This is a genomic window from Bacillus sp. FSL R9-9497, assembly GCF_038005805.1.
Taxonomy (GTDB): Bacteria; Bacillota; Bacilli; order Bacillales; family Bacillaceae_G; genus Bacillus_A; species Bacillus_A cereus.
Genome location: NZ_JBBOTY010000001.1, coordinates 131,698 through 150,000, shown reverse-complemented (window position 1 = coordinate 150,000; position 18,303 = coordinate 131,698). Strand labels below are relative to the sequence as shown.

Below are 18,303 nucleotides of genomic sequence, written 5' to 3'. Positions count from 1 at the left end.
ATTAAGAATGCAACATTCTTCCTTTCTGCTGCATGGGCCGAAAGACACCCCGATATTGTAGAGCGAATCATGAAAGACGGACACGAAATTGGTAGTATGGGGTACAATTACACATCCTATACTTCTCTAGAGACAAATGAAATAAGACGAGACCTTTTACGAGCACAAGATGTTTTTACGAAACTTGGTGTAAAACAAGTCAAGCTGTTACGTCCACCTAGTGGCGAATTTAACAAAGCAACCCTTAAAATCGCAGAATCACTTGGATACACCGTCGTGCATTGGAGTAATAATTCAAACGATTGGAAAAACCCAGGTGTAAATAACATCGTTTCCACTGTCTCTAATAATTTGAAAGGTGGAGATATCGTCTTATTACACGCATCCGATTCTGCCCTTCAAACAAATAGAGCTTTACCGCTGCTCCTGCAAAAAATAAAAAGTGATGGATATGAGCAAATATCCGTGTCACAACTTATTTCCAACACAAGTACGAAAAGTGAAGATGTGAAGTAGCTTCTTCCCTACTACTCTTCACGCATAAAAAGCTCTACTACCTTTCAAGAAGGTGGTAGAGCTTTTTTAATCATACTATTTCCAGCATTATAACTGCTGGTGTATAAAACCTCTCTCTATTAAGCTGATTTACTTGTTTTTCCGATTAAACGATGTAATACAAGTAATTGATACGCATTACATAACAATAGCGGTATAACCATTAAATATAGCCAATCTGTATCATTAATCCGAAGCGCCGGTACCCATTCAAGGATTGTTACAACAACCATAAAGAACAGAGCTGGCACAAATGCTTTTTTATTTGTTTCTTTACTTTTTACATAAGCAACAATTGCTCCAAACACAAATAATATTCCAGCAACAAGTATGTTATTCCCTAACGAGACTTCCCCATTTGCAATAAGTACAGATCTTAAATACACAAAATCAAATAATACGAATGCAATAAAGAAGAGCTGGACTGCATTCCATAAAGAAGATGAGCGAAACATCCCTAGTCCAAAACGGTGGATTGTTAAATATGCAAAGAATCCCATTTGACTTATAACACTAAAAATAAATCCTACACCCATCAGCCAGAAAGATACTGCTAAAATCTCCTTACCGTCGAAATTTTGAAAAAATTCATTGTACTTGTCCCACTCCAAAACAAAACCAATAATAACTGTGCTAATCCCACCAAGAAACAACGTCGTTAAAAATAGTCGTACCCACTTGCGGCTATTCACAACACATCCCCCATTATCCTTATATTTCTAATTAAATTGTATCAATGACAATTTCAAAAAGCTAGCCATGTTCATGTATAAATTCCTTAAAGATATTTATATTAAAAAGAGAGAACTGTGCTGAAAGGAGTTCCAACTTATGAAACGGATGCTATTCATTTTCGTTTCTTCTTTTCTACTTATCGCACTTGCAGCATGCGCACAAGGAAAAGAAACGAAATCCGAACTAGATTACGATCAAACAAAGAAAATGATTGTTGATATTTTAAAAACAGATCAAGGTAAGAAAGCTATTCAAGATGTATTAACTGATGAAAAAATGAAACAAGCACTCATACTAGATGAAACAGTAGTAAAGAAAACGATTGAAGATGCCATGGTATCCGATAAAGGGCAACAATTCTGGGAAAAGCTCTTTAAAGATCCTGAGTTCTCATCAAAGTTTGCTAAAAGTATGGGGAAAGAACAAACTCAATTAATGAAAACCTTACTAAAAGACCCTGAATACCAAGCAGGTGTTATAGAAATTATGAAAAATCCTGAAGTAGAAAAAATGATGTTACAAACAATGAAGAGTAAAGAATACCGTCAATATCTACAACAAGTACTAACAGAAACTGCTGAAAGTCCACTCTTCCAAGCCAAGATGATTGATATCATTAGTAAAGGTGTGCAAAAAGCTGAAAAAGGCGGATCTGGTAAGAAAGAAGCAGGCGGTGACGGTGGTTCTCAAGGCGAGAAGAAGGAAGAACAGTAAAAAATAATAACTATAATAACGAGTGAACAATGTATACATTGTTCACTCGTTATTACTTTATCTTACTATTAACAGACAAAATGGACCCCCTCTAGTTAAGCGAAAGGTTTACTAACAACAAAAGCCTTATTGTTGTCAGTAACAGGTGAACCCCACTGATTAAAGTTTCACTTTATTTTTGTGTAACAGCTGTTTTATCAATTACTGTTTCAGCTATTTTACTATAAATAATGCCCGTTGTATGTGTATCTTCATATACTGAAGGAGCAAAGTCTTCTTTATTCCAATCGGGTTGTTGTAGCGGAATTCGACCAAGAACATTCGTTTGTAATTCGGTAGCTAACTTATCTCCCCCGCCTTTTCCAAATACATATTCTTTCTCACCAGTTACCTTACTTTCAAAATATGCCATATTCTCAACAACACCAAGAATACTATGTTCAGTGCGCAATGCCATCGCTCCAGCACGCGCTGCTACAAACGCAGCTGTTGGATGAGGCGTCGTTACAATAATCTCTTTGCAAGATGGCAACATTGAGTGCACATCTAACGCAACATCACCTGTGCCTGGTGGCAAATCTAGTACTAAATAATCTAAATCGCCCCATTCTACTTCTGTGAAGAAGTGGTTTAACATTTTCCCAAGCATAGGTCCTCTCCAAATAACTGGTGCATTATCCTCTACAAAGAAGCCCATTGAGATTACCTTTACACCTAAACGTTCCACCGGAATTATCTTGTCACCTCTTACGATAGGACGTTTTTCTATCCCCATCATGTCTGGCACACTAAAACCGTAAATGTCCGCATCGATAATACCAACTTTTTTTCCTAAACGAGCTAAAGCAACTGCAAGGTTAACGGAAACAGTTGATTTTCCCACGCCACCTTTTCCACTCGCTACCGCTAAGAATGTTGTTTTTGAATTAGGTGACAATAAAGATTCACTTTGCTCTTCTTCTTGTTCCGGTGCAAACTGAGCTAATTCCTCTTCTGTAAATTCTGCAAAACGAAGTCCAACTGTTGCTGCCCCAAGTTCTTTTACTAACTTTACAATTCCAGACTGCAACTGCATTTGTTCCGCTGTACCGGTTTTTACGATTGCAATTTTGACACTCACATGTTCCTTCTCTGGCTTGACTGTTACCTCTTTAATTGCACTTGTTTCTTTTAAAGTTTTATGTAAAAACGGATCTACAATCCCTTCTAACGCTTCAACCACTTGCTCTTTCGTTACCATAATTAGCCCAGCCCCCTGTATGAAAAATAACGTAATGTTAATTGAATTTATCTCTGCTTATTCTTGAAATAAATGCGTTTACATTTCCAGTATAACATATTTTCCGAAAACTTCGTTAACGAGAGAAGCTCAAAAAAATCCTCCTTATTCTGGAGGATTTCCTTTTTCCGTGAAATAACGTAATATACCACGGTATATTGCAGCTGCTACCTTTTGCTGGTATTTCTCCGAATTTAACATATACCTTTCGTTCACATTCGATAAAAAGCCAGCTTCAATTAAAGCACCTGGTGTTTTAGAATACTTTAATAAATACACATGCGAAATAGTCTTAGCAGAACGATTCGTGTTCTCTAAACTTGTTCTCAATTCAGCCTGTATAAATTTTGCAGCACGTTCATTTTCAATTGAAGAGCGGTAATAGAACGTTTGTGCGCCTTTCGATCCACTACTAGTTAAAGCATTTAAATGAATACTTGCAAAAAAGTCTACATCAGGTTTATTGATGATTTCTACACGTTTTTTTAAATCCTCTGCTTTACGTCTGCTATATGACTTTGTATCTTTGTTAGCTAAATCATAATCTCCCTCACGCGTTAAAATGACTAGTGCACCTTGTTCTTGTAAATAGTCTTGTACCTTTTTTGTAATTTCAAGCGTAATATCCTTTTCTATAATATCCTTTCCACCAACAGCCCCTCCATCTGGTCCACCATGCCCAGCATCTAATACGATTACTTTCCCTGATAAGGGTAAATTCCAAGCACGCCACGATTTTGTAATTTGAAATTCTTGTTTGACTAAAAAAAACAATACAACCGCAGCGAGTGCAAAAGAGATAATTCGAATTCTCTTCATACCTTTCCTCCTCCAGCTAGTCCCTCTAATTACTTATATGGGACAAGAGGAAAGTTTATGCTTGTCTTAATGAAGCTTTAATCGATATCTTCTTTCACCTTTTTCATACCCTTCTTGCCACCACAATCCTATAAACTGCTGACAAGATTCAAAAAGTAATTCCTCATCTTTCAACTTTATTTCTCGCATAGTCATACTCGTTAAAAATTGAAATAGCGTTTCAGTTAATTGTTGTTCTTCTTCTAAAGCTCTATATTTCACATCAAAAAACGATTCACCATAATAACCAAATTTACTATATCTCGCTCCTAATAAATAAGATTCTATCCCTAATTCAATACAGTAATCTTCATACTGACGATGAAGCTCTTGCATTTGAAAGGCATCACGAATATTTGAACGCAATGTTTTTAATGATAATTCCCGCAACATCTTCCGCTCGTATTTTAACTGCTTTTCTTTTTGTTTTTCTTGTAAGCTGACAATGACATTCATAGTACTTATAAACCTCCCTAATACGTATTAGTCTAAACTTCTAAAGAAGAAGCATACGCGTGGCGGTAGCACTAAAATATTCCAAGCTATAAAAATTGCAAAAGAGGAATGAAACATAAAAAAACCCCAACCAAAATGGTTGGGGTTTGTAGTTCGCAAAAATTAACGTTTTGAGAACTGAGGTGCACGACGTGCGCCTTTAAGACCGTATTTTTTACGCTCTTTCATACGTGCGTCACGAGTTAATAGACCTGCACGTTTTAGTGTTAGACGGTATTCTGGATCAGCTTTTAATAAAGCGCGAGAAATACCGTGACGAATAGCACCAGCTTGACCAGTGTATCCACCACCATTTACGTTTACAAGTACATCGTAGTTACCTAAAGTTTCTGTTGCAACTAGAGGTTGTTTCACTACTTCACGTAATGCAGCAAATGGGATATAGTTTTCAAAATCACGACCGTTAATGATAACGCGTCCTTCGCCTGGAACTAGGCGTACGCGCGCTACTGAACTCTTACGACGTCCAGTGCCATAGTATTGAACCTGTGCCAAAGTAAGCCCTCCTTTAATTAATTATCCGCGAAGTTCGTAAACTTCTGGTTTTTGTGCTTGGTGTGGATGCTCTGCTCCAGCATACACGTTAAGTTTCTTAGAAACTTGACGGCCTAAGCGTCCTTTTGGAAGCATGCCTTTAATTGCAAGCTCTAACATTTGTACAGGGTAGTTTGTACGCATTTCAAGAGCTGTTCTTTGCTTAAGTCCACCTGGGTGGTTAGTGTGACGGTAGTAAATTTTATCGTTTAATTTATTACCTGTTAAATGAATTTTCTCAGCGTTAATAATAATTACATGATCACCCGTGTCAACGTGTGGTGTAAATGTAGGTTTGTTTTTACCACGTAAAATGGATGCTACTTCACTAGCAAGGCGACCTAAAGTTTGACCTTCAGCATCAACCACATACCATTTACGCTCAACTTCGTTAGCTTTTGCCATAAAAGTCGTACGCATGTGTTTCCCTCCTCGTTATCTTTTCCATAGAAAAAATCTATTGTTTATCTTAAACACGATTTCCTTCCGGGGCTAATCGTGGTTTTAGAAACAATACCATATGTTATGATATACTTTTGAGTTTCTAATGTCAAGCAAATGTTACACCAGGATTAGTTGTTATAGTTTACCTCCCATAAGTAAAGCCCATGACCTGGAGCCATCTTTCCAGCAAACTGACGATTTTGTTTCGCTAAAATCTCTGGAATGCTATCAGGATCAAGCTTTCCTTGCCCTACGCTAAGTAACGTACCAACAATAATTCTGACCATATTATATAAAAATCCATTACCTACAAAACGAAAAATTATTTCATCATCTTGTTCAATTAACTCGATTTCATAAATTGTTCGCACTTTATCTTTTTTGTCAGTTTTTGCCGAACAAAAAGAAGTGAAATCATGCGTTCCAATAAAATAAGGAATTGCTTTTCTTATAGAGTTGATTTCGAGCGGGTATGGATATTGATATACGTAATTTCTACGGAATACATCCGCAGTCTTTGATAATAATACACGATAACGATATTCTTTTTTCTCAACACCGTAACGTGCATGAAATTCTTCTGTTTTTTTCTCTACTTGCCTAATAACAATATCATCTGGCAACATTGTGTTTAAAGCATTACTCCATTGCCACTCTTCAAGAGACAAAGGAGTATCAAAGTGTATTACTTGTCCTTTTGCATGAACTGTAGAATCTGTTCTACCAGATGCCTGAACACGAACAAGTTCTCCCTTATGCAATTTCTGCAATGCTTTTTCTATCTCCTGTTGAACAGTACGATGGTTCGGCTGAATTTGATAACCACAAAAATGCATGCCATCATATGCAACCGTACATTTTATTCTATCCATTTCTCTATTCTCCATTACGATCGCACCCATGCCAAAATACAAGCTAAACAAAATAAGCTGACAATCGTTACTGTATCGCTTGTTTTCCAGCGTAGTTGCCTAAATTTAGTACGTCCTTCACCACTTTGATATCCACGAGCTTCCATCGCAACGGCTAAGTCCTCTGCACGCTTAAAAGCACTGATAAACAGAGGAACGAGCAGTGAAATAATAGCTTTCATTCTATCTTTTATCGGTCCCCCGGCAAAATCAATACCACGTGACGCTTGTGCTTTCATTATTTTACTCGTTTCATCCATTAATGTCGGGATAAAACGAAGAGAAATTGACATCATTAATGCGATTTCATGAACAGGAACCTTTATACGCTTCAACGGCTTTAATAACGTCTCCAAACCATCTGTAATTTCAATAGGTGTCGTCGTTAACGTTAATAATGTCGTCATTAAAATAATAACGAAGAATCGTACAGAAATGTATATCCCTTGCTCTAATCCTTTTTCATATATCGAAAACCAACCAAGCTGGAATAGTACATCCCCCTCTTTATTTGTAAAAATATGCAGGAAAAATGTAAAAAGAAAAATCCATAAAATTGGTTTTAAGCCCGAAAGTACATAACGAATCGGCACTTTTGCAAAAAATAAAGCAATGAGTGCATATAAAAATAAAAATCCATATGAAATCGCATTATTTGCTAAGAAAACAACAAATACATATAAAAAGACAATCAGCAGCTTCGTACGTGGATCAAGTTGATGAATAAGTGAATTCCCCGGGATATATCTCCCAATAATCAACTGCTGCATGATTCATGACCACCTTTTCGTATCACCTGCACAACTTCATGAGTAAGATCCTCTAAAGATAAGGTAGCCTTTGGAATTGAAATACCAAACTTCTCTTCAATTGCACGTTTATACTTTAATGACATAGGAAGATCCACACCAATTTTCTCTAGTTCATCAGCATGTGAAAATACTTCCTCTGCACTTCCTTGCAAAAAGACCGTTCCTTTATGCATAACTACAATCTGCTCCGCATACTGAGCAGCATCCTCCATATTATGCGTTACAAGGATAACTGTAAGACCCTTCTCCTTGTGCAGCTTATAAAACATCTCCATAAGTTCGTTCTGCCCTTTTGGATCTAGTCCTGCTGTAGGTTCATCTAATACAAGCACTTCAGGTTCCATCGCCAGTACACCCGCTATAGCAACACGTCTCATTTGTCCACCACTTAATTCGAACGGAGAACGTGTTAACAGTTCCGGTTCTAGCCCTACAAGTTCAATTGCCTTTCTAGCCTTTTGCCTTGCTTCGTCTACAGATACTCCAAAATTAGTAGGGCCGAAACAAATATCTTTCTCCACAGTCTCTTCAAACAACTGATGTTCTGGGAATTGAAAGACAACCCCTACTTTTTTACGTAGTGGCTTTAGCTTTTTTTCTTTCTTTCCTGCCGAAATCAAATGTTCACCAATTTGAACTGTACCATTTGTCGGCTGCAATAAACCATTTAAATGTTGAATCATCGTCGACTTACCTGAACCAGTATGACCGATAATGGCATAATAGCCCCCACTTGGAAACGACACGTCTACATCATAAAGTGCGCGTCTTTCAAATGGAGTTTTATATTGATAACGATGCTCTACTTTTTGGAATGTAATCTCCAAAGTTCGTTCACCAAGCTTTCCATTGTAAGATGCGTATTTTGCAAGAGAATTTCATTTCTTTTTAATAATTCTGCTATTTTCACTGAAAACGGTACATCTAAGCCAATTTCTTGGAGCATATGAGAGGATTTGAAAATTTTTTCTGGAGTCCCTTCCTCTAATATTTCTCCCTTATTTAAAATAATGACACGATCTGACTGTGCCGCTTCTTCTAAATCGTGCGTAATCGATAACACAGTAATACCTTTTTGAGTAACAAGCTGTCTAACCGTTTCTACTACTTCACGTCTCCCTTGAGGGTCTAACATTGACGTTGCTTCATCTAATATTAAAATAGATGGTTGAAGTGCTAAAACGCCTGCTATTGCCACTCGCTGCTTTTGCCCACCGGATAAGGAATGAGGCTCATCATTAAGAAAATCTTCCATACGGACAAGTTGCAAGGCCTGTTCTAATCTTTCAATCATTTGTTCTCTTGGCATTCCGATATTCTCTAAGCCAAATACAACATCATCTTGCACTGTTGTTCCAACAAATTGATTATCTGGATTTTGAAATACCATTCCAATTTGTTTTCGAACATCCCATACCGTTTCCTCTGATAAAACCATTGTATCATTTATTATAATAGTCCCTGCTTCTGGCAAAAACAAACCATTCAATAATTTTGCAAGTGTAGACTTTCCTGAACCGTTTTGTCCAATAATAGATACCCATTCTCCCTCATATAAGGAAAATGAAACATCTTTTAATGCATAAGTGGCTGCCCCAGGATATTGAAATGATATATTTTTTATCCGAAGTTTCTCTTTTTTCAATAGAAGGCACCCTTTCCTTCGCCAAGTTAGCCTATTTTTATATTTAAAAAAAAGGGCCATGACCAGTTTCTTGAAAAGAACTGTCCTGCCCTTTTAATTATCATTATACTAACTCGATAATTACCATTGGTGCTGCGTCTCCGCGACGTGGACCAATTTTTGCAATACGAGTGTATCCGCCTTGGCGCTCAGCATAGCGTGGAGCTACATCAGCGAATAGTTTTTGAAGTGCATCTTGACCAGTCTCAGCGTTAGCTACTTCATTGCGAATGAAAGCTGCTGCTTGACGACGAGCATGAAGATCTCCGCGTTTACCTAAAGTGATCATTTTTTCCACTACAGAACGAAGTTCTTTTGCACGAGTTTCTGTCGTTTGGATGCGCTCGTTGATAATTAAATCAGTAGCTAAATCACGTAACATAGCTTTACGTTGCGCACTTGTACGGCCTAATTTTCTGTATGCCATTCGTAGTTCCCTCCTTTGTTGATGGGTTTAAATCCTCAGTCGTCTTTACGTAAACCTAAACCTAATTCCTCAAGTTTATGTTTAACTTCTTCTAAGGATTTACGTCCTAAGTTACGAACTTTCATCATATCTTCTTCTGTTTTGTTCGCAAGCTCTTGTACAGTATTAATTCCTGCACGTTTTAGGCAATTATAAGAACGAACAGAAAGGTCTAGTTCTTCGATAGTCATCTCAAGAACTTTCTCTTTTTGATCTTCTTCCTTCTCGACCATAATCTCAGCATTTTGTGCTTCATCAGTTAAACCAACAAAGATATTTAAATGCTCAGTTAAGATTTTGGCACCTAAAGAGATAGCTTCTTTTGGCCCGATGCTTCCATCCGTCCATACATCAAGCGTAAGCTTATCATAATTAGCCACTTGTCCGACACGTGTCTTTTCCACTTGGTAAGTCACACGTGATACCGGAGTATAAATAGAATCAATAGGAATTACTCCTATTGGTTGATCTTCGCTTTTATTTGCATCAGCTGGCGTATACCCACGGCCACGCTTTGCAGTTAAACGCACGCGGAAATGCGCATCTTTTGCTAACGTTGCAATGTGTAAATCTGGATTTAAGATTTCTACATCACTATCGTGAGTAATATCAGCAGCTGTGACAATACCTTCGCCCTGTACATCAATTTCCAACGTCTTCTCTTCTTCAGAGTAGATTTTAAGAGCTAACTTTTTCAAGTTTAAGATGATCGTCGTAACGTCTTCTACTACGCCCTCAACTGTTGAAAATTCATGTAATACGCCATCGATTTGGATAGCAGTAACAGCGGCACCAGGGAGTGAGGATAAAAGAATACGACGTAAGGAGTTACCCAAAGTAGTACCATATCCACGCTCAAGCGGTTCAATTACGAATTTACCATATTTAGCATCTTCGTTAAGTTCAACCGTTTCGATTTTCGGCTTTTCGATTTCAATCATTAACTAAACCCTCCTTCAAAACGTCGAAACCCCGGTTAAACAAAGGTATAACCCCTGTCTAACCGAAAGTCCCCCTTAGGCAGTTCCCGATTGTGCACAACAAGCGATGTTTCTGTACGAAATTTCTCGATAATGCATCATATCCATTATAGACAAAAGGGAAAATTCTATACAGAAAAATTACACACGACGACGTTTTGGTGGACGACATCCATTATGAGGAACTGGAGTAACATCTCTAATTGCTGTTACTTCTAGACCTGCAGCTTGAAGAGCACGAATTGCAGCTTCACGACCAGCACCAGGACCTTTAACAGTAACCTCTAAAGTTTTTAAACCGTGTTCCATTGCAGCTTTAGCAGCAGTTTCAGCAGCCATTTGCGCAGCGAATGGAGTAGATTTACGAGATCCACGGAAACCAAGTGCACCAGCACTAGACCAAGAAAGTGCGTTACCGTGAGTATCTGTAAGTGTTACGATTGTGTTGTTGAAAGTAGAACGAATATGAGCTATACCAGCTTCAATATTCTTTTTCACACGTTTTTTACGAGTGTTTGTTTTACGTGCCATTGTTAGTTCAACCTCCTTTACTTATTATTTCTTTTTATTTGCTACTGTACGACGTGGACCTTTACGTGTACGAGCATTGTTTTTAGAGTTTTGACCACGAACTGGTAAACCACGACGGTGACGAAGACCACGGTAAGAACCGATCTCCATTAGACGTTTGATGTTAAGAGATACTTCACGACGAAGGTCTCCCTCAACTTTAATACGATCGATGATATCACGGATACGTCCTAATTCGTCTTCCGTTAAATCACGAACTCGTGTTTCTTCAGAAATACCTGCTTCAGCAAGAATTTTTTCAGCAGTTGTGCGACCAATGCCGAATACGTAAGTTAAAGAAATAACAACGCGTTTGTCTCGAGGAATATCTACACCTGCGATACGTGCCATTACGAATGCACCTCCTTCTGATTAACCTTGTTTTTGTTTATGTTTAGGGTTTTCACAAATAACCATTACTTTTCCACGTCTACGAATAACTTTACATTTTTCGCAGATTGGTTTAACTGACGGTCTTACTTTCATGTCTCGAACCTCCTTAAAGATTACGGAGTGCTATATTATTTAAAACGGTACGTAATACGACCACGATTTAAATCGTACGGAGATAATTCTACCGTAACTTTGTCTCCTGGTAAAATACGAATGAAGTTCATACGGATTTTACCAGAAACGTGAGCCAATACGACATGCCCATTCTCTAATTCTACTTTGAACATAGCATTTGGCAACGTTTCAAGAACGGTACCTTCGACTTCAATTACATCATCTTTAGCCATTCAATAGTTCTCCCTTCTTCAAATCAGTAACATTTTACACTGCTCTGAAATCCCGGAGAGCCAGCTACTTATAAAGTGGTAAGGATTTCGTATCCTGCTTCTGTAAGAGCAATCGTGTGCTCAAAATGGGCACACCATTTACCATCTACCGTTACCACTGTCCAGTCATCAGATAGTGTTTTTACATATCGTCTTCCTTGATTCACCATCGGCTCAACACAGATGACCATTCCCGGCTTTAATCTAGGGCCTCTATTTGGTGGACCATAGTGCGGGATTTGAGGGTCCTCATGTAAGTCTTGCCCGATTCCGTGACCAACATACTCCCTAACGATCGAGAATCCATTCTCTTCAGCATGGGTTTGAACCGCATGTGAGATATTTGATAATCTCTCGCCTGGTTTTACTTGTTCTAGACCAAGATACAACGATTTTTCTGTGACATCAAGTAGCTTTTGAACAGATTCAGAAATGTTTCCAACTGGATACGTCCATGCAGAATCTCCATGGTACCCATTGTATTTCGCACCAATATCGATACTGATGATATCGCCCTCTTTGAGCTTGCGCTTCCCTGGAATTCCGTGTACAAGCTCTTCATTTACAGAAGCACATATGCTCCCCGGAAATCCGTTGTATCCTTTAAAAGATGGCGTAGCACCATATTTTTGAATCGTCTTTTCCGCTATTTGATCGAGCTCTTTCGTTGTAATTCCTGGAGTAATGTGCTGTTTCAACTCTTGATGAGTCAAAGCAACGATCCTGCCAGCTTCTCGCATGATTTCTATCTCGCGAGGAGTTTTGCAGATTATCATTACGCTAAGCCTCCGATGAGAACATCGATATCAGCAAATACTTTATTGATATCTTGCTCACCATTAATGCTTTGTAAGTAACCAAGCTCTTCGTAGAAATCAAGCAAAGGTTTTGTTTGCTTAATATTTACATCTAAACGATTTGCTACAGTTTCTTCATTGTCATCAGAGCGTTGATATAATTCGCCACCACATTTATCGCACACATCAGCTTTTGCTGGTGGATTGAATTCTAAGTGGTAAGTCGCACCGCACTCTTTACAAATGCGACGGCCTGTAAGGCGTTTTAATAACAACCCTGAATCCACATTAATGTTTAAAACATAGTCGATTTTTTTGCCAAGATCTTTCATAATTTCTTCAAGAGCTGATGCTTGTGCAACAGTTCGTGGGAAACCGTCTAGTAAGAAACCTCTTACGCAGTCGTCTTGACTTAAACGTTCACGAACGATTCCGATTGTAACTTCATCTGGAACAAGTGCACCTTTATCAATAAAAGATTTTGCTTGTAGACCCATTTCAGTTTCAGCCTTCATAGCTGCACGGAACATGTCTCCTGTTGAAATGTGAGGGATGTTATACTTGGCAACAATCTGTTCGGCTTGTGTACCTTTACCAGCACCAGGAAGCCCCATTAAAATTAAGTTCATCCTTGTTCCCCCTCAGAGTACATGAGCATGTAGGGAAGACAATTCTTCCCACTTACTCACTGCTTGATAAACCCTTTGTAATGGCGTTTTACCAGTTGGCTTTCTAGCTGCTTCATTGTTTCTAAAGCAACGCCGACAACGATTAACATACTCGTTCCACCGATCTGTGCAGACGGAGGAAGATTTCCCAATTTCGTAAAGATAACTGGTAAGATTGCAATCGCTGCTAGGAAAATTGATCCTACAAAGGTCAAACGATACAAGATTTTTGTTAGATATTGTTCCGTATTCTTACCCGGACGAATACCTGGAACATATCCACCTTGCTTGTTTAGATTCTCTGACATTTGCTCTGGATTAACCTGAACAAATGCATAGAAATATGTGAAGGCTACAATGAGCGCAACATATATGATCATTCCCACTGGGTGAGAATAGTTAAAGTTTGCAATAATCCACTGCGATACATCATGTTTCGGGAAGAACTGTGCAATAGTCGGAGGCGTAATTAAGAATGAAACAGCAAAAATTACTGGAATAACACCAGCACTATTTACCTTAAGCGGTAAATGTGTGTTTTGTGCTCCAGCATAACCACCATTTCCTCCTGTTACACGCTTCGCATATTGAATTGGAATCTTTCTAACAGCCTGTTGAATGAAAATAACACCCACAATAACTGCTAGCACAGCTAGTAAAATCAATGCAACTTTAACGATACTCATGAACAATTGATCTCCGATATTTTGAAACTGTTGCTGATACACTTGAGATATAACACTTGGGATCGCTGCGGCAATACCGCCAAAGATAAGGATGGAAATACCATTACCTACACCTTTAGCTGTAATCTGTTCACCTAACCACATTAAAAATGCAGTACCAGCAGTCAGTACCGTAGCAATGTATAAATAAGTGCTCCAACCTGGATTCAAAATTAATTGTCCACCTACCATACCGTTAAAACCGATTGACATACCAAACCCCTGAATAAACGCAAGAACAATTGTAAAGTAACGCGTGAATTGCGTTAATTTACGACGGCCCATTTCACCTTGCTTCGACCATTCCGAAAATTTAGGAACAACATCCATCTGCAATAATTGCACGATGATGGATGCTGTAATATACGGCATGATTCCCATCGCAAAGATGGAGAAGTTTTTCAAGGCTCCACCGCCAAATGTATTTAGAATACCTAAAGCATTTAATTGATCTTGTGCCTTCAGTACGTCTCCATTTGTAAATGGCACGGGGATAAACGTGCCAATCCTGAATACGATTAACATCGCTAAAGTGAATAATATTTTACGTCTTATCTCAGCAACGCGCATAAAGTTGGAGATTGTACGAAACATTAGATCACCTCAACTGATCCGCCAGCTGCTTCAATTGCTTCTTTAGCACTTGAAGAGAACTTGTGCGCTTTAACAGTTAGTTTTTTCTCTACTGCTCCGCTTGCAAGAACTTTAACACCGTCGTTTAACTTGCTGATAACGCCAGTTTCCAGCAATAATTCAGGTGTTACTTCTGTACCATCTTCAAAACGATTTAACGTTGATAAGTTTACAATAGCAAACTCTTTACGGTTAATGTTTGTGAAGCCGCGTTTTGGTAAACGACGGAATAATGGAGTTTGACCACCTTCGAAGCCAAGACGAACACCGCCGCCAGAACGTGCGTTTTGTCCTTTATGACCTTTACCAGCAGTTTTACCGTTACCAGAACCGATACCACGACCGACACGGTTACGTACTTTACGAGAACCTTCTGCAGGTTTTAATTCATGAAGTTTCATTCCCAGGCACCTCCTTATATTAATGAGTTATCCTTAAGCTTCTTTTACAGTTACAAGGTGAGAAACTTTGTTGATCATACCAAGAATAGCAGGAGTTTCTTCCTTAACTACAGTTGAATTCAACTTTTTAAGACCTAAAGCTTCTACCGTCGCACGTTGATCTTGTGGACGACCAATTACACTACGAGTGAGGGTAATTTCTAACTTTTTCGCCATTTGTTTTCCCTCCTTAACCTAGTAGCTCTTCTACAGATTTACCGCGTAATTTTGCAACATCTTCAGCGCGCTTAAGTTCGCTTAATCCGTTCACAGTAGCGCGAATCATGTTGATTGGTGTGTTAGAACCAAGAGATTTCGAAAGAATATCTTGTACACCAGCTAATTCAAGGACCGCACGAACAGGTCCACCAGCAATAACACCAGTACCCTCAGCAGCAGGTTTTAAGAATACTTCACCAGCGCCAAAATGACCGTTGATTGTGTGTGGAATTGTTGTACCAACTAATGGTACAGCGATTAAGTTTTTCTTAGCGTCTTCGATAGCTTTACGGATTGCGTCTGGTACCTCTTGTGCTTTACCAGTACCGAATCCAACATGACCGTTTTTATCGCCAACTACAACTAGTGCAGCAAAGCGGAAACGACGACCACCCTTAACAACTTTCGCGACACGATTTATCGTAACTACACGTTCTTCAAGTTCTAATTTACTTGGGTCAATGCGATGCATCAATTTTCCCTCCTTTGACCATTAAAATTGTAATCCAGCCTCACGAGCAGCCTCAGCTAGAGCTTTAACACGGCCATGGTATAAGTAACCACCGCGATCAAATACTACTTCTTTAACGCCTTTCTCTACAGCACGCTTAGCAACTGATTCTCCAACTTTCGTAGCAGCTTCAATATTGCTAGTACCGTTAAGAGCAAGGTCTTTATCAAGAGTAGATGCACTTACTAACGTTACACCATTCACATCATCAATAACTTGAGCGTAAATATGTTGGTTAGAACGGAACACGTTTAAACGTGGACGCTCTGCAGTACCAGTAAGTTTAGCACGTACACGTGCATGTCTTTTCTTACGAGTCGCATTTTTATCAGCTTTAGTGATCATTCTTGTCACTCCTTTCTCTCACCTAACGGGTTTACTTAGCAGTTTTACCTTCTTTACGACGAACAACTTCGCCTTCGTAACGAATACCTTTACCTTTGTAAGGCTCAGGAGCACGTACAGCACGGATGTTAGCAGCGAATTCGCCAACACGTTGCTTGTCGATACCTTTAATTACGATCTTAGTTGGTGCAGGTACTTCAACTTCAAGACCTGCTTCCGGAGTCATTTCTACTGGATGAGAATAACCTACGCTTAATACAAGTTTATCACCTTGTTTTTGAGCACGGTAACCAACACCGACTAATTCAAGTCCGCGTGCGAAACCTTCAGTTACACCTTCAACCATGTTTCCGATTAAAGCACGAGTTGTACCGTGTAATGCACGGTGTTCCTTCTGTTCAGATGGACGCTCAACTGTTAATGTATTCTCTTCAATTTTGATAAGCATATCAGCATTGAAAGTACGAGTTAATTCACCTTTAGGGCCTTTTACTGTTACAGTATTGTCTTCTGCAACTGTAATAGTAACACCTGCAGGGATTTCAAGAATCTTTTTACCAATACGAGACATGTGGTCACACCTCCGTTCGTTTTAAATATATATTACCAAACGTATGCTACTACTTCTCCACCAGTTTGTAATTGACGAGCGTCTTTGTCTGTCATTACTCCCTTAGATGTAGAAACAAGAGCGATACCTAATCCGTTAAGTACACGTGGTACTTCGTCAGCTTTAGCGTAAACGCGTAAGCCAGGTTTACTGATACGTTTTAATCCAGTGATTACACGTTCATTGTTTGCACCATATTTCAGGAAAATACGAAGGATACCTTGTTTGTTATCCTCGATGTATTCTACATCACGAATGAAACCTTCACGTTTTAAAAGTTCAGCGATCTCTTTTTTGATTTTAGAAGCAGGAACCTCTAATTTCTCATGACGTACCATGTTCGCATTACGGATGCGAGTAAGCATGTCTGCAATTGGATCTGTCATCACCATGTGTTTTACCTCCTTCCCATTTGTGGGTTTTACCAACTAGCTTTTTTAACACCAGGAATTTGACCTTTATATGCAAGTTCACGGAAACAAATACGGCAAAGTTTAAATTTGCGGTATACAGAATGCGGACGACCGCAGCGTTCGCAACGTGTATACTCTTGTACTTTAAACTTAGGAGTACGCTTTTGTTTCGCTATCATAGATTTTTTAGCCACGTTTTCGCCTCCTCTACTTAGCGTTGGCTTCCATTATTTTTGGAATGGCATACCGAATTGTGTTAAAAGTTCACGAGCTTCTTCATCAGTTTTCGCTGTAGTAACGATTACGATGTCCATACCGCGGACTTTGCTTACTTTATCATAATCAATCTCAGGGAAAATAAGTTGCTCTTTAACACCTAATGTATAGTTTCCACGACCATCGAATGATTTCTTAGAAACACCACGGAAATCACGTACACGTGGTAAAGAAACTGATACTAATTTGTCGAAGAACTCATACATTTGCTCGCCGCGTAAAGTTACTTTCGCACCGATTGGCATACCTTCACGAAGACGGAAACCAGCGATTGATTTTTTAGCACGAGTTACAACAGGTTTTTGACCTGTGATTTGTGTTAATTCTTCTACTGCGTTGTCTAACGCTTTTGAGTTAGATACCGCGTCACCAACACCAGTGTTGATTACGATCTTTTCGATTTTTGGTACCTGCATTACAGATTTATAGTTAAACTTGCTCACTAGAGCAGGAGTAATTTCCTTTTGGAACTTCTCTTTAAGGCGATTCAATGAAGTGACCTCCTTTCTTAAGAAAATTATTTATCTAATAATTCACCAGATTTTTTTGCAATACGAACTTTTTTACCATCTTCTACTTTGAAGCCTACACGAGTAGGTTCACCTGTTTTCGGATCTAAAATCATAACGTTAGAAACGTGAATAGGTGCTTCTTTAGTAATAATTCCACCTTGTGGATTTAATTGAGATGGCTTAGAGTGCTTCTTAACGATATTGACACCCTCAACGATAACACGGTTTTGCTTTGGGAAAGCCACAAGGATAACGCCTTGTTTTCCTTTGTCTTTACCAGTGATTACCTGTACTTTATCACCTTTTTTTACATGCAT

General features: G+C 38.8%; 30 protein-coding genes (1 of these 30 only partly in view). 2 read left to right on the top strand and 28 right to left on the bottom strand.

The features are described 5' to 3' along the window. On the top strand, positions 1 to 516 hold the 3' portion of the coding sequence (pdaB, locus tag MKY21_RS00870) for a polysaccharide deacetylase family sporulation protein PdaB (protein WP_000464705.1). The gene continues 249 nt to the left of window position 1, outside the view; 516 of the gene's 765 nt are visible here — the last part of the coding sequence; the start codon falls outside the window, past its left edge; its stop codon occupies positions 514 to 516. A gap of 119 nt (positions 517 to 635) precedes the next feature. Here pdaB and kbaA read toward each other — a convergent pair whose 3' ends face one another. Next, on the bottom strand, positions 636 to 1,247 hold the full coding sequence (kbaA, locus tag MKY21_RS00865) for a KinB signaling pathway activation protein KbaA (protein ID WP_001088523.1): 612 nt from the start codon (positions 1,245 to 1,247) through the stop codon (positions 636 to 638). A 139-nt stretch (positions 1,248 to 1,386) separates the two neighbouring features. Here kbaA and gerD point away from each other — a divergent pair, with 139 nt between their 5' ends. Then, complete coding sequence (gerD, locus tag MKY21_RS00860; protein WP_000827295.1) at positions 1,387 to 2,004, top strand: spore germination lipoprotein GerD; 618 nt, start codon at positions 1,387 to 1,389, stop codon at positions 2,002 to 2,004. Positions 2,005 to 2,176: 172 nt separating this feature from the next. Here gerD and MKY21_RS00855 read toward each other — a convergent pair whose 3' ends face one another. The 27 genes from MKY21_RS00855 to rplX form a co-directional block, all read right to left on the bottom strand. Beyond that, the gene (locus MKY21_RS00855) at positions 2,177 to 3,244 is read right to left on the bottom strand and encodes an Mrp/NBP35 family ATP-binding protein (RefSeq protein WP_000256628.1); all 1,068 of its coding nucleotides are present in this window, start codon (positions 3,242 to 3,244) and stop codon (positions 2,177 to 2,179) included. A gap of 144 nt (positions 3,245 to 3,388) precedes the next feature. Beyond that, positions 3,389 to 4,102, bottom strand: a complete 714-nt coding sequence (cwlD, locus tag MKY21_RS00850) for an N-acetylmuramoyl-L-alanine amidase CwlD (protein ID WP_000822439.1) — start codon at positions 4,100 to 4,102, stop codon at positions 3,389 to 3,391. Positions 4,103 to 4,168: 66 nt separating this feature from the next. Further along, the gene (locus MKY21_RS00845) at positions 4,169 to 4,597 is read right to left on the bottom strand and encodes a DUF2521 family protein (RefSeq protein WP_001101005.1); all 429 of its coding nucleotides are present in this window, start codon (positions 4,595 to 4,597) and stop codon (positions 4,169 to 4,171) included. 162 nt (positions 4,598 to 4,759) lie between these two features. Continuing rightward, the gene (rpsI, locus tag MKY21_RS00840) at positions 4,760 to 5,152 is read right to left on the bottom strand and encodes a 30S ribosomal protein S9 (RefSeq protein WP_000079986.1); all 393 of its coding nucleotides are present in this window, start codon (positions 5,150 to 5,152) and stop codon (positions 4,760 to 4,762) included. 21 nt (positions 5,153 to 5,173) lie between these two features. Continuing rightward, positions 5,174 to 5,611, bottom strand: coding sequence for a 50S ribosomal protein L13 (gene rplM / locus MKY21_RS00835; RefSeq protein ID WP_001260793.1), 438 nt, complete (start codon positions 5,609 to 5,611; stop codon positions 5,174 to 5,176). 152 nt (positions 5,612 to 5,763) lie between these two features. Next, positions 5,764 to 6,507, bottom strand: a complete 744-nt coding sequence (gene truA / locus MKY21_RS00830) for a tRNA pseudouridine(38-40) synthase TruA (RefSeq protein WP_002164804.1) — start codon at positions 6,505 to 6,507, stop codon at positions 5,764 to 5,766. A gap of 14 nt (positions 6,508 to 6,521) precedes the next feature. Next, a complete protein-coding gene (locus MKY21_RS00825) occupies positions 6,522 to 7,316 on the bottom strand; it encodes an energy-coupling factor transporter transmembrane component T family protein (protein WP_001186528.1) in 795 nt (264 codons plus the stop codon). Beyond that, the gene (locus tag MKY21_RS00820; RefSeq protein WP_000406534.1) at positions 7,304 to 8,185 is read right to left on the bottom strand and encodes an energy-coupling factor ABC transporter ATP-binding protein; all 882 of its coding nucleotides are present in this window, start codon (positions 8,183 to 8,185) and stop codon (positions 7,304 to 7,306) included. The genes MKY21_RS00825 and MKY21_RS00820 overlap by 13 nt, the downstream gene beginning before the upstream one ends. Continuing rightward, positions 8,161 to 9,003: an energy-coupling factor ABC transporter ATP-binding protein gene (locus tag MKY21_RS00815; RefSeq protein ID WP_000711765.1), complete on the bottom strand. Its 843-nt coding sequence runs from the start codon at positions 9,001 to 9,003 to the stop codon at positions 8,161 to 8,163. The genes MKY21_RS00820 and MKY21_RS00815 overlap by 25 nt, the downstream gene beginning before the upstream one ends. A 103-nt stretch (positions 9,004 to 9,106) precedes the next feature. Next, positions 9,107 to 9,469 (bottom strand): 50S ribosomal protein L17, encoded by a 363-nt coding sequence (rplQ, locus tag MKY21_RS00810; protein ID WP_000331490.1) that lies wholly within the window; start codon positions 9,467 to 9,469, stop codon positions 9,107 to 9,109. Positions 9,470 to 9,504: 35 nt separating this feature from the next. Next, a complete protein-coding gene (locus MKY21_RS00805; protein WP_000569643.1) occupies positions 9,505 to 10,449 on the bottom strand; it encodes a DNA-directed RNA polymerase subunit alpha in 945 nt (314 codons plus the stop codon). A 180-nt stretch (positions 10,450 to 10,629) separates the two neighbouring features. Next, complete coding sequence (gene rpsK / locus MKY21_RS00800) at positions 10,630 to 11,019, bottom strand: 30S ribosomal protein S11 (RefSeq protein WP_000101798.1); 390 nt, start codon at positions 11,017 to 11,019, stop codon at positions 10,630 to 10,632. Between the two features lie 24 nt (positions 11,020 to 11,043). Beyond that, positions 11,044 to 11,409, bottom strand: coding sequence for a 30S ribosomal protein S13 (gene rpsM / locus MKY21_RS00795; protein ID WP_000090788.1), 366 nt, complete (start codon positions 11,407 to 11,409; stop codon positions 11,044 to 11,046). Positions 11,410 to 11,430: 21 nt separating this feature from the next. Continuing rightward, on the bottom strand, positions 11,431 to 11,544 hold the full coding sequence (gene rpmJ / locus MKY21_RS00790) for a 50S ribosomal protein L36 (protein ID WP_000868344.1): 114 nt from the start codon (positions 11,542 to 11,544) through the stop codon (positions 11,431 to 11,433). Positions 11,545 to 11,579: 35 nt separating this feature from the next. After that, positions 11,580 to 11,798 carry a translation initiation factor IF-1 gene (gene infA, locus MKY21_RS00785; protein WP_001029884.1) on the bottom strand — a complete coding sequence of 73 codons (219 nt, stop codon included), beginning with the start codon at positions 11,796 to 11,798 and terminating at the stop codon, positions 11,580 to 11,582. Positions 11,799 to 11,866: 68 nt separating this feature from the next. Further along, the gene (map, locus tag MKY21_RS00780; RefSeq protein WP_000582539.1) at positions 11,867 to 12,613 is read right to left on the bottom strand and encodes a type I methionyl aminopeptidase; all 747 of its coding nucleotides are present in this window, start codon (positions 12,611 to 12,613) and stop codon (positions 11,867 to 11,869) included. Further along, positions 12,613 to 13,263, bottom strand: coding sequence for an adenylate kinase (locus MKY21_RS00775; RefSeq protein ID WP_001048989.1), 651 nt, complete (start codon positions 13,261 to 13,263; stop codon positions 12,613 to 12,615). Before MKY21_RS00775 ends, map begins: the two co-directional genes overlap by 1 nt. Positions 13,264 to 13,319: 56 nt before the next feature. Next, on the bottom strand, positions 13,320 to 14,621 hold the full coding sequence (secY, locus tag MKY21_RS00770; protein ID WP_000490117.1) for a preprotein translocase subunit SecY: 1,302 nt from the start codon (positions 14,619 to 14,621) through the stop codon (positions 13,320 to 13,322). Continuing rightward, entirely contained in the window at positions 14,621 to 15,061 is a 441-nt protein-coding gene (gene rplO / locus MKY21_RS00765; RefSeq protein ID WP_000766081.1) for a 50S ribosomal protein L15, read from the bottom strand. Before rplO ends, secY begins: the two co-directional genes overlap by 1 nt. Before the next feature lie 33 nt (positions 15,062 to 15,094). Beyond that, a complete protein-coding gene (gene rpmD / locus MKY21_RS00760) occupies positions 15,095 to 15,277 on the bottom strand; it encodes a 50S ribosomal protein L30 (RefSeq protein ID WP_001085234.1) in 183 nt (60 codons plus the stop codon). A 13-nt stretch (positions 15,278 to 15,290) separates the two neighbouring features. Next, the gene (gene rpsE, locus MKY21_RS00755) at positions 15,291 to 15,791 is read right to left on the bottom strand and encodes a 30S ribosomal protein S5 (RefSeq protein ID WP_000554646.1); all 501 of its coding nucleotides are present in this window, start codon (positions 15,789 to 15,791) and stop codon (positions 15,291 to 15,293) included. A 21-nt stretch (positions 15,792 to 15,812) separates the two neighbouring features. Then, entirely contained in the window at positions 15,813 to 16,175 is a 363-nt protein-coding gene (rplR, locus tag MKY21_RS00750) for a 50S ribosomal protein L18 (protein ID WP_000628816.1), read from the bottom strand. 31 nt (positions 16,176 to 16,206) lie between these two features. Beyond that, positions 16,207 to 16,746, bottom strand: coding sequence for a 50S ribosomal protein L6 (gene rplF, locus MKY21_RS00745; RefSeq protein WP_000086558.1), 540 nt, complete (start codon positions 16,744 to 16,746; stop codon positions 16,207 to 16,209). A gap of 32 nt (positions 16,747 to 16,778) precedes the next feature. Then, positions 16,779 to 17,177 (bottom strand): 30S ribosomal protein S8, encoded by a 399-nt coding sequence (gene rpsH, locus MKY21_RS00740; protein WP_000245511.1) that lies wholly within the window; start codon positions 17,175 to 17,177, stop codon positions 16,779 to 16,781. Positions 17,178 to 17,206: 29 nt separating this feature from the next. Beyond that, on the bottom strand, positions 17,207 to 17,392 hold the full coding sequence (rpsN, locus tag MKY21_RS00735; RefSeq protein ID WP_001085700.1) for a 30S ribosomal protein S14: 186 nt from the start codon (positions 17,390 to 17,392) through the stop codon (positions 17,207 to 17,209). A 33-nt stretch (positions 17,393 to 17,425) separates the two neighbouring features. After that, positions 17,426 to 17,965, bottom strand: coding sequence for a 50S ribosomal protein L5 (gene rplE / locus MKY21_RS00730; RefSeq protein ID WP_001080831.1), 540 nt, complete (start codon positions 17,963 to 17,965; stop codon positions 17,426 to 17,428). A 26-nt stretch (positions 17,966 to 17,991) separates the two neighbouring features. Next, on the bottom strand, positions 17,992 to 18,303 hold the full coding sequence (gene rplX, locus MKY21_RS00725) for a 50S ribosomal protein L24 (protein ID WP_000558200.1): 312 nt from the start codon (positions 18,301 to 18,303) through the stop codon (positions 17,992 to 17,994).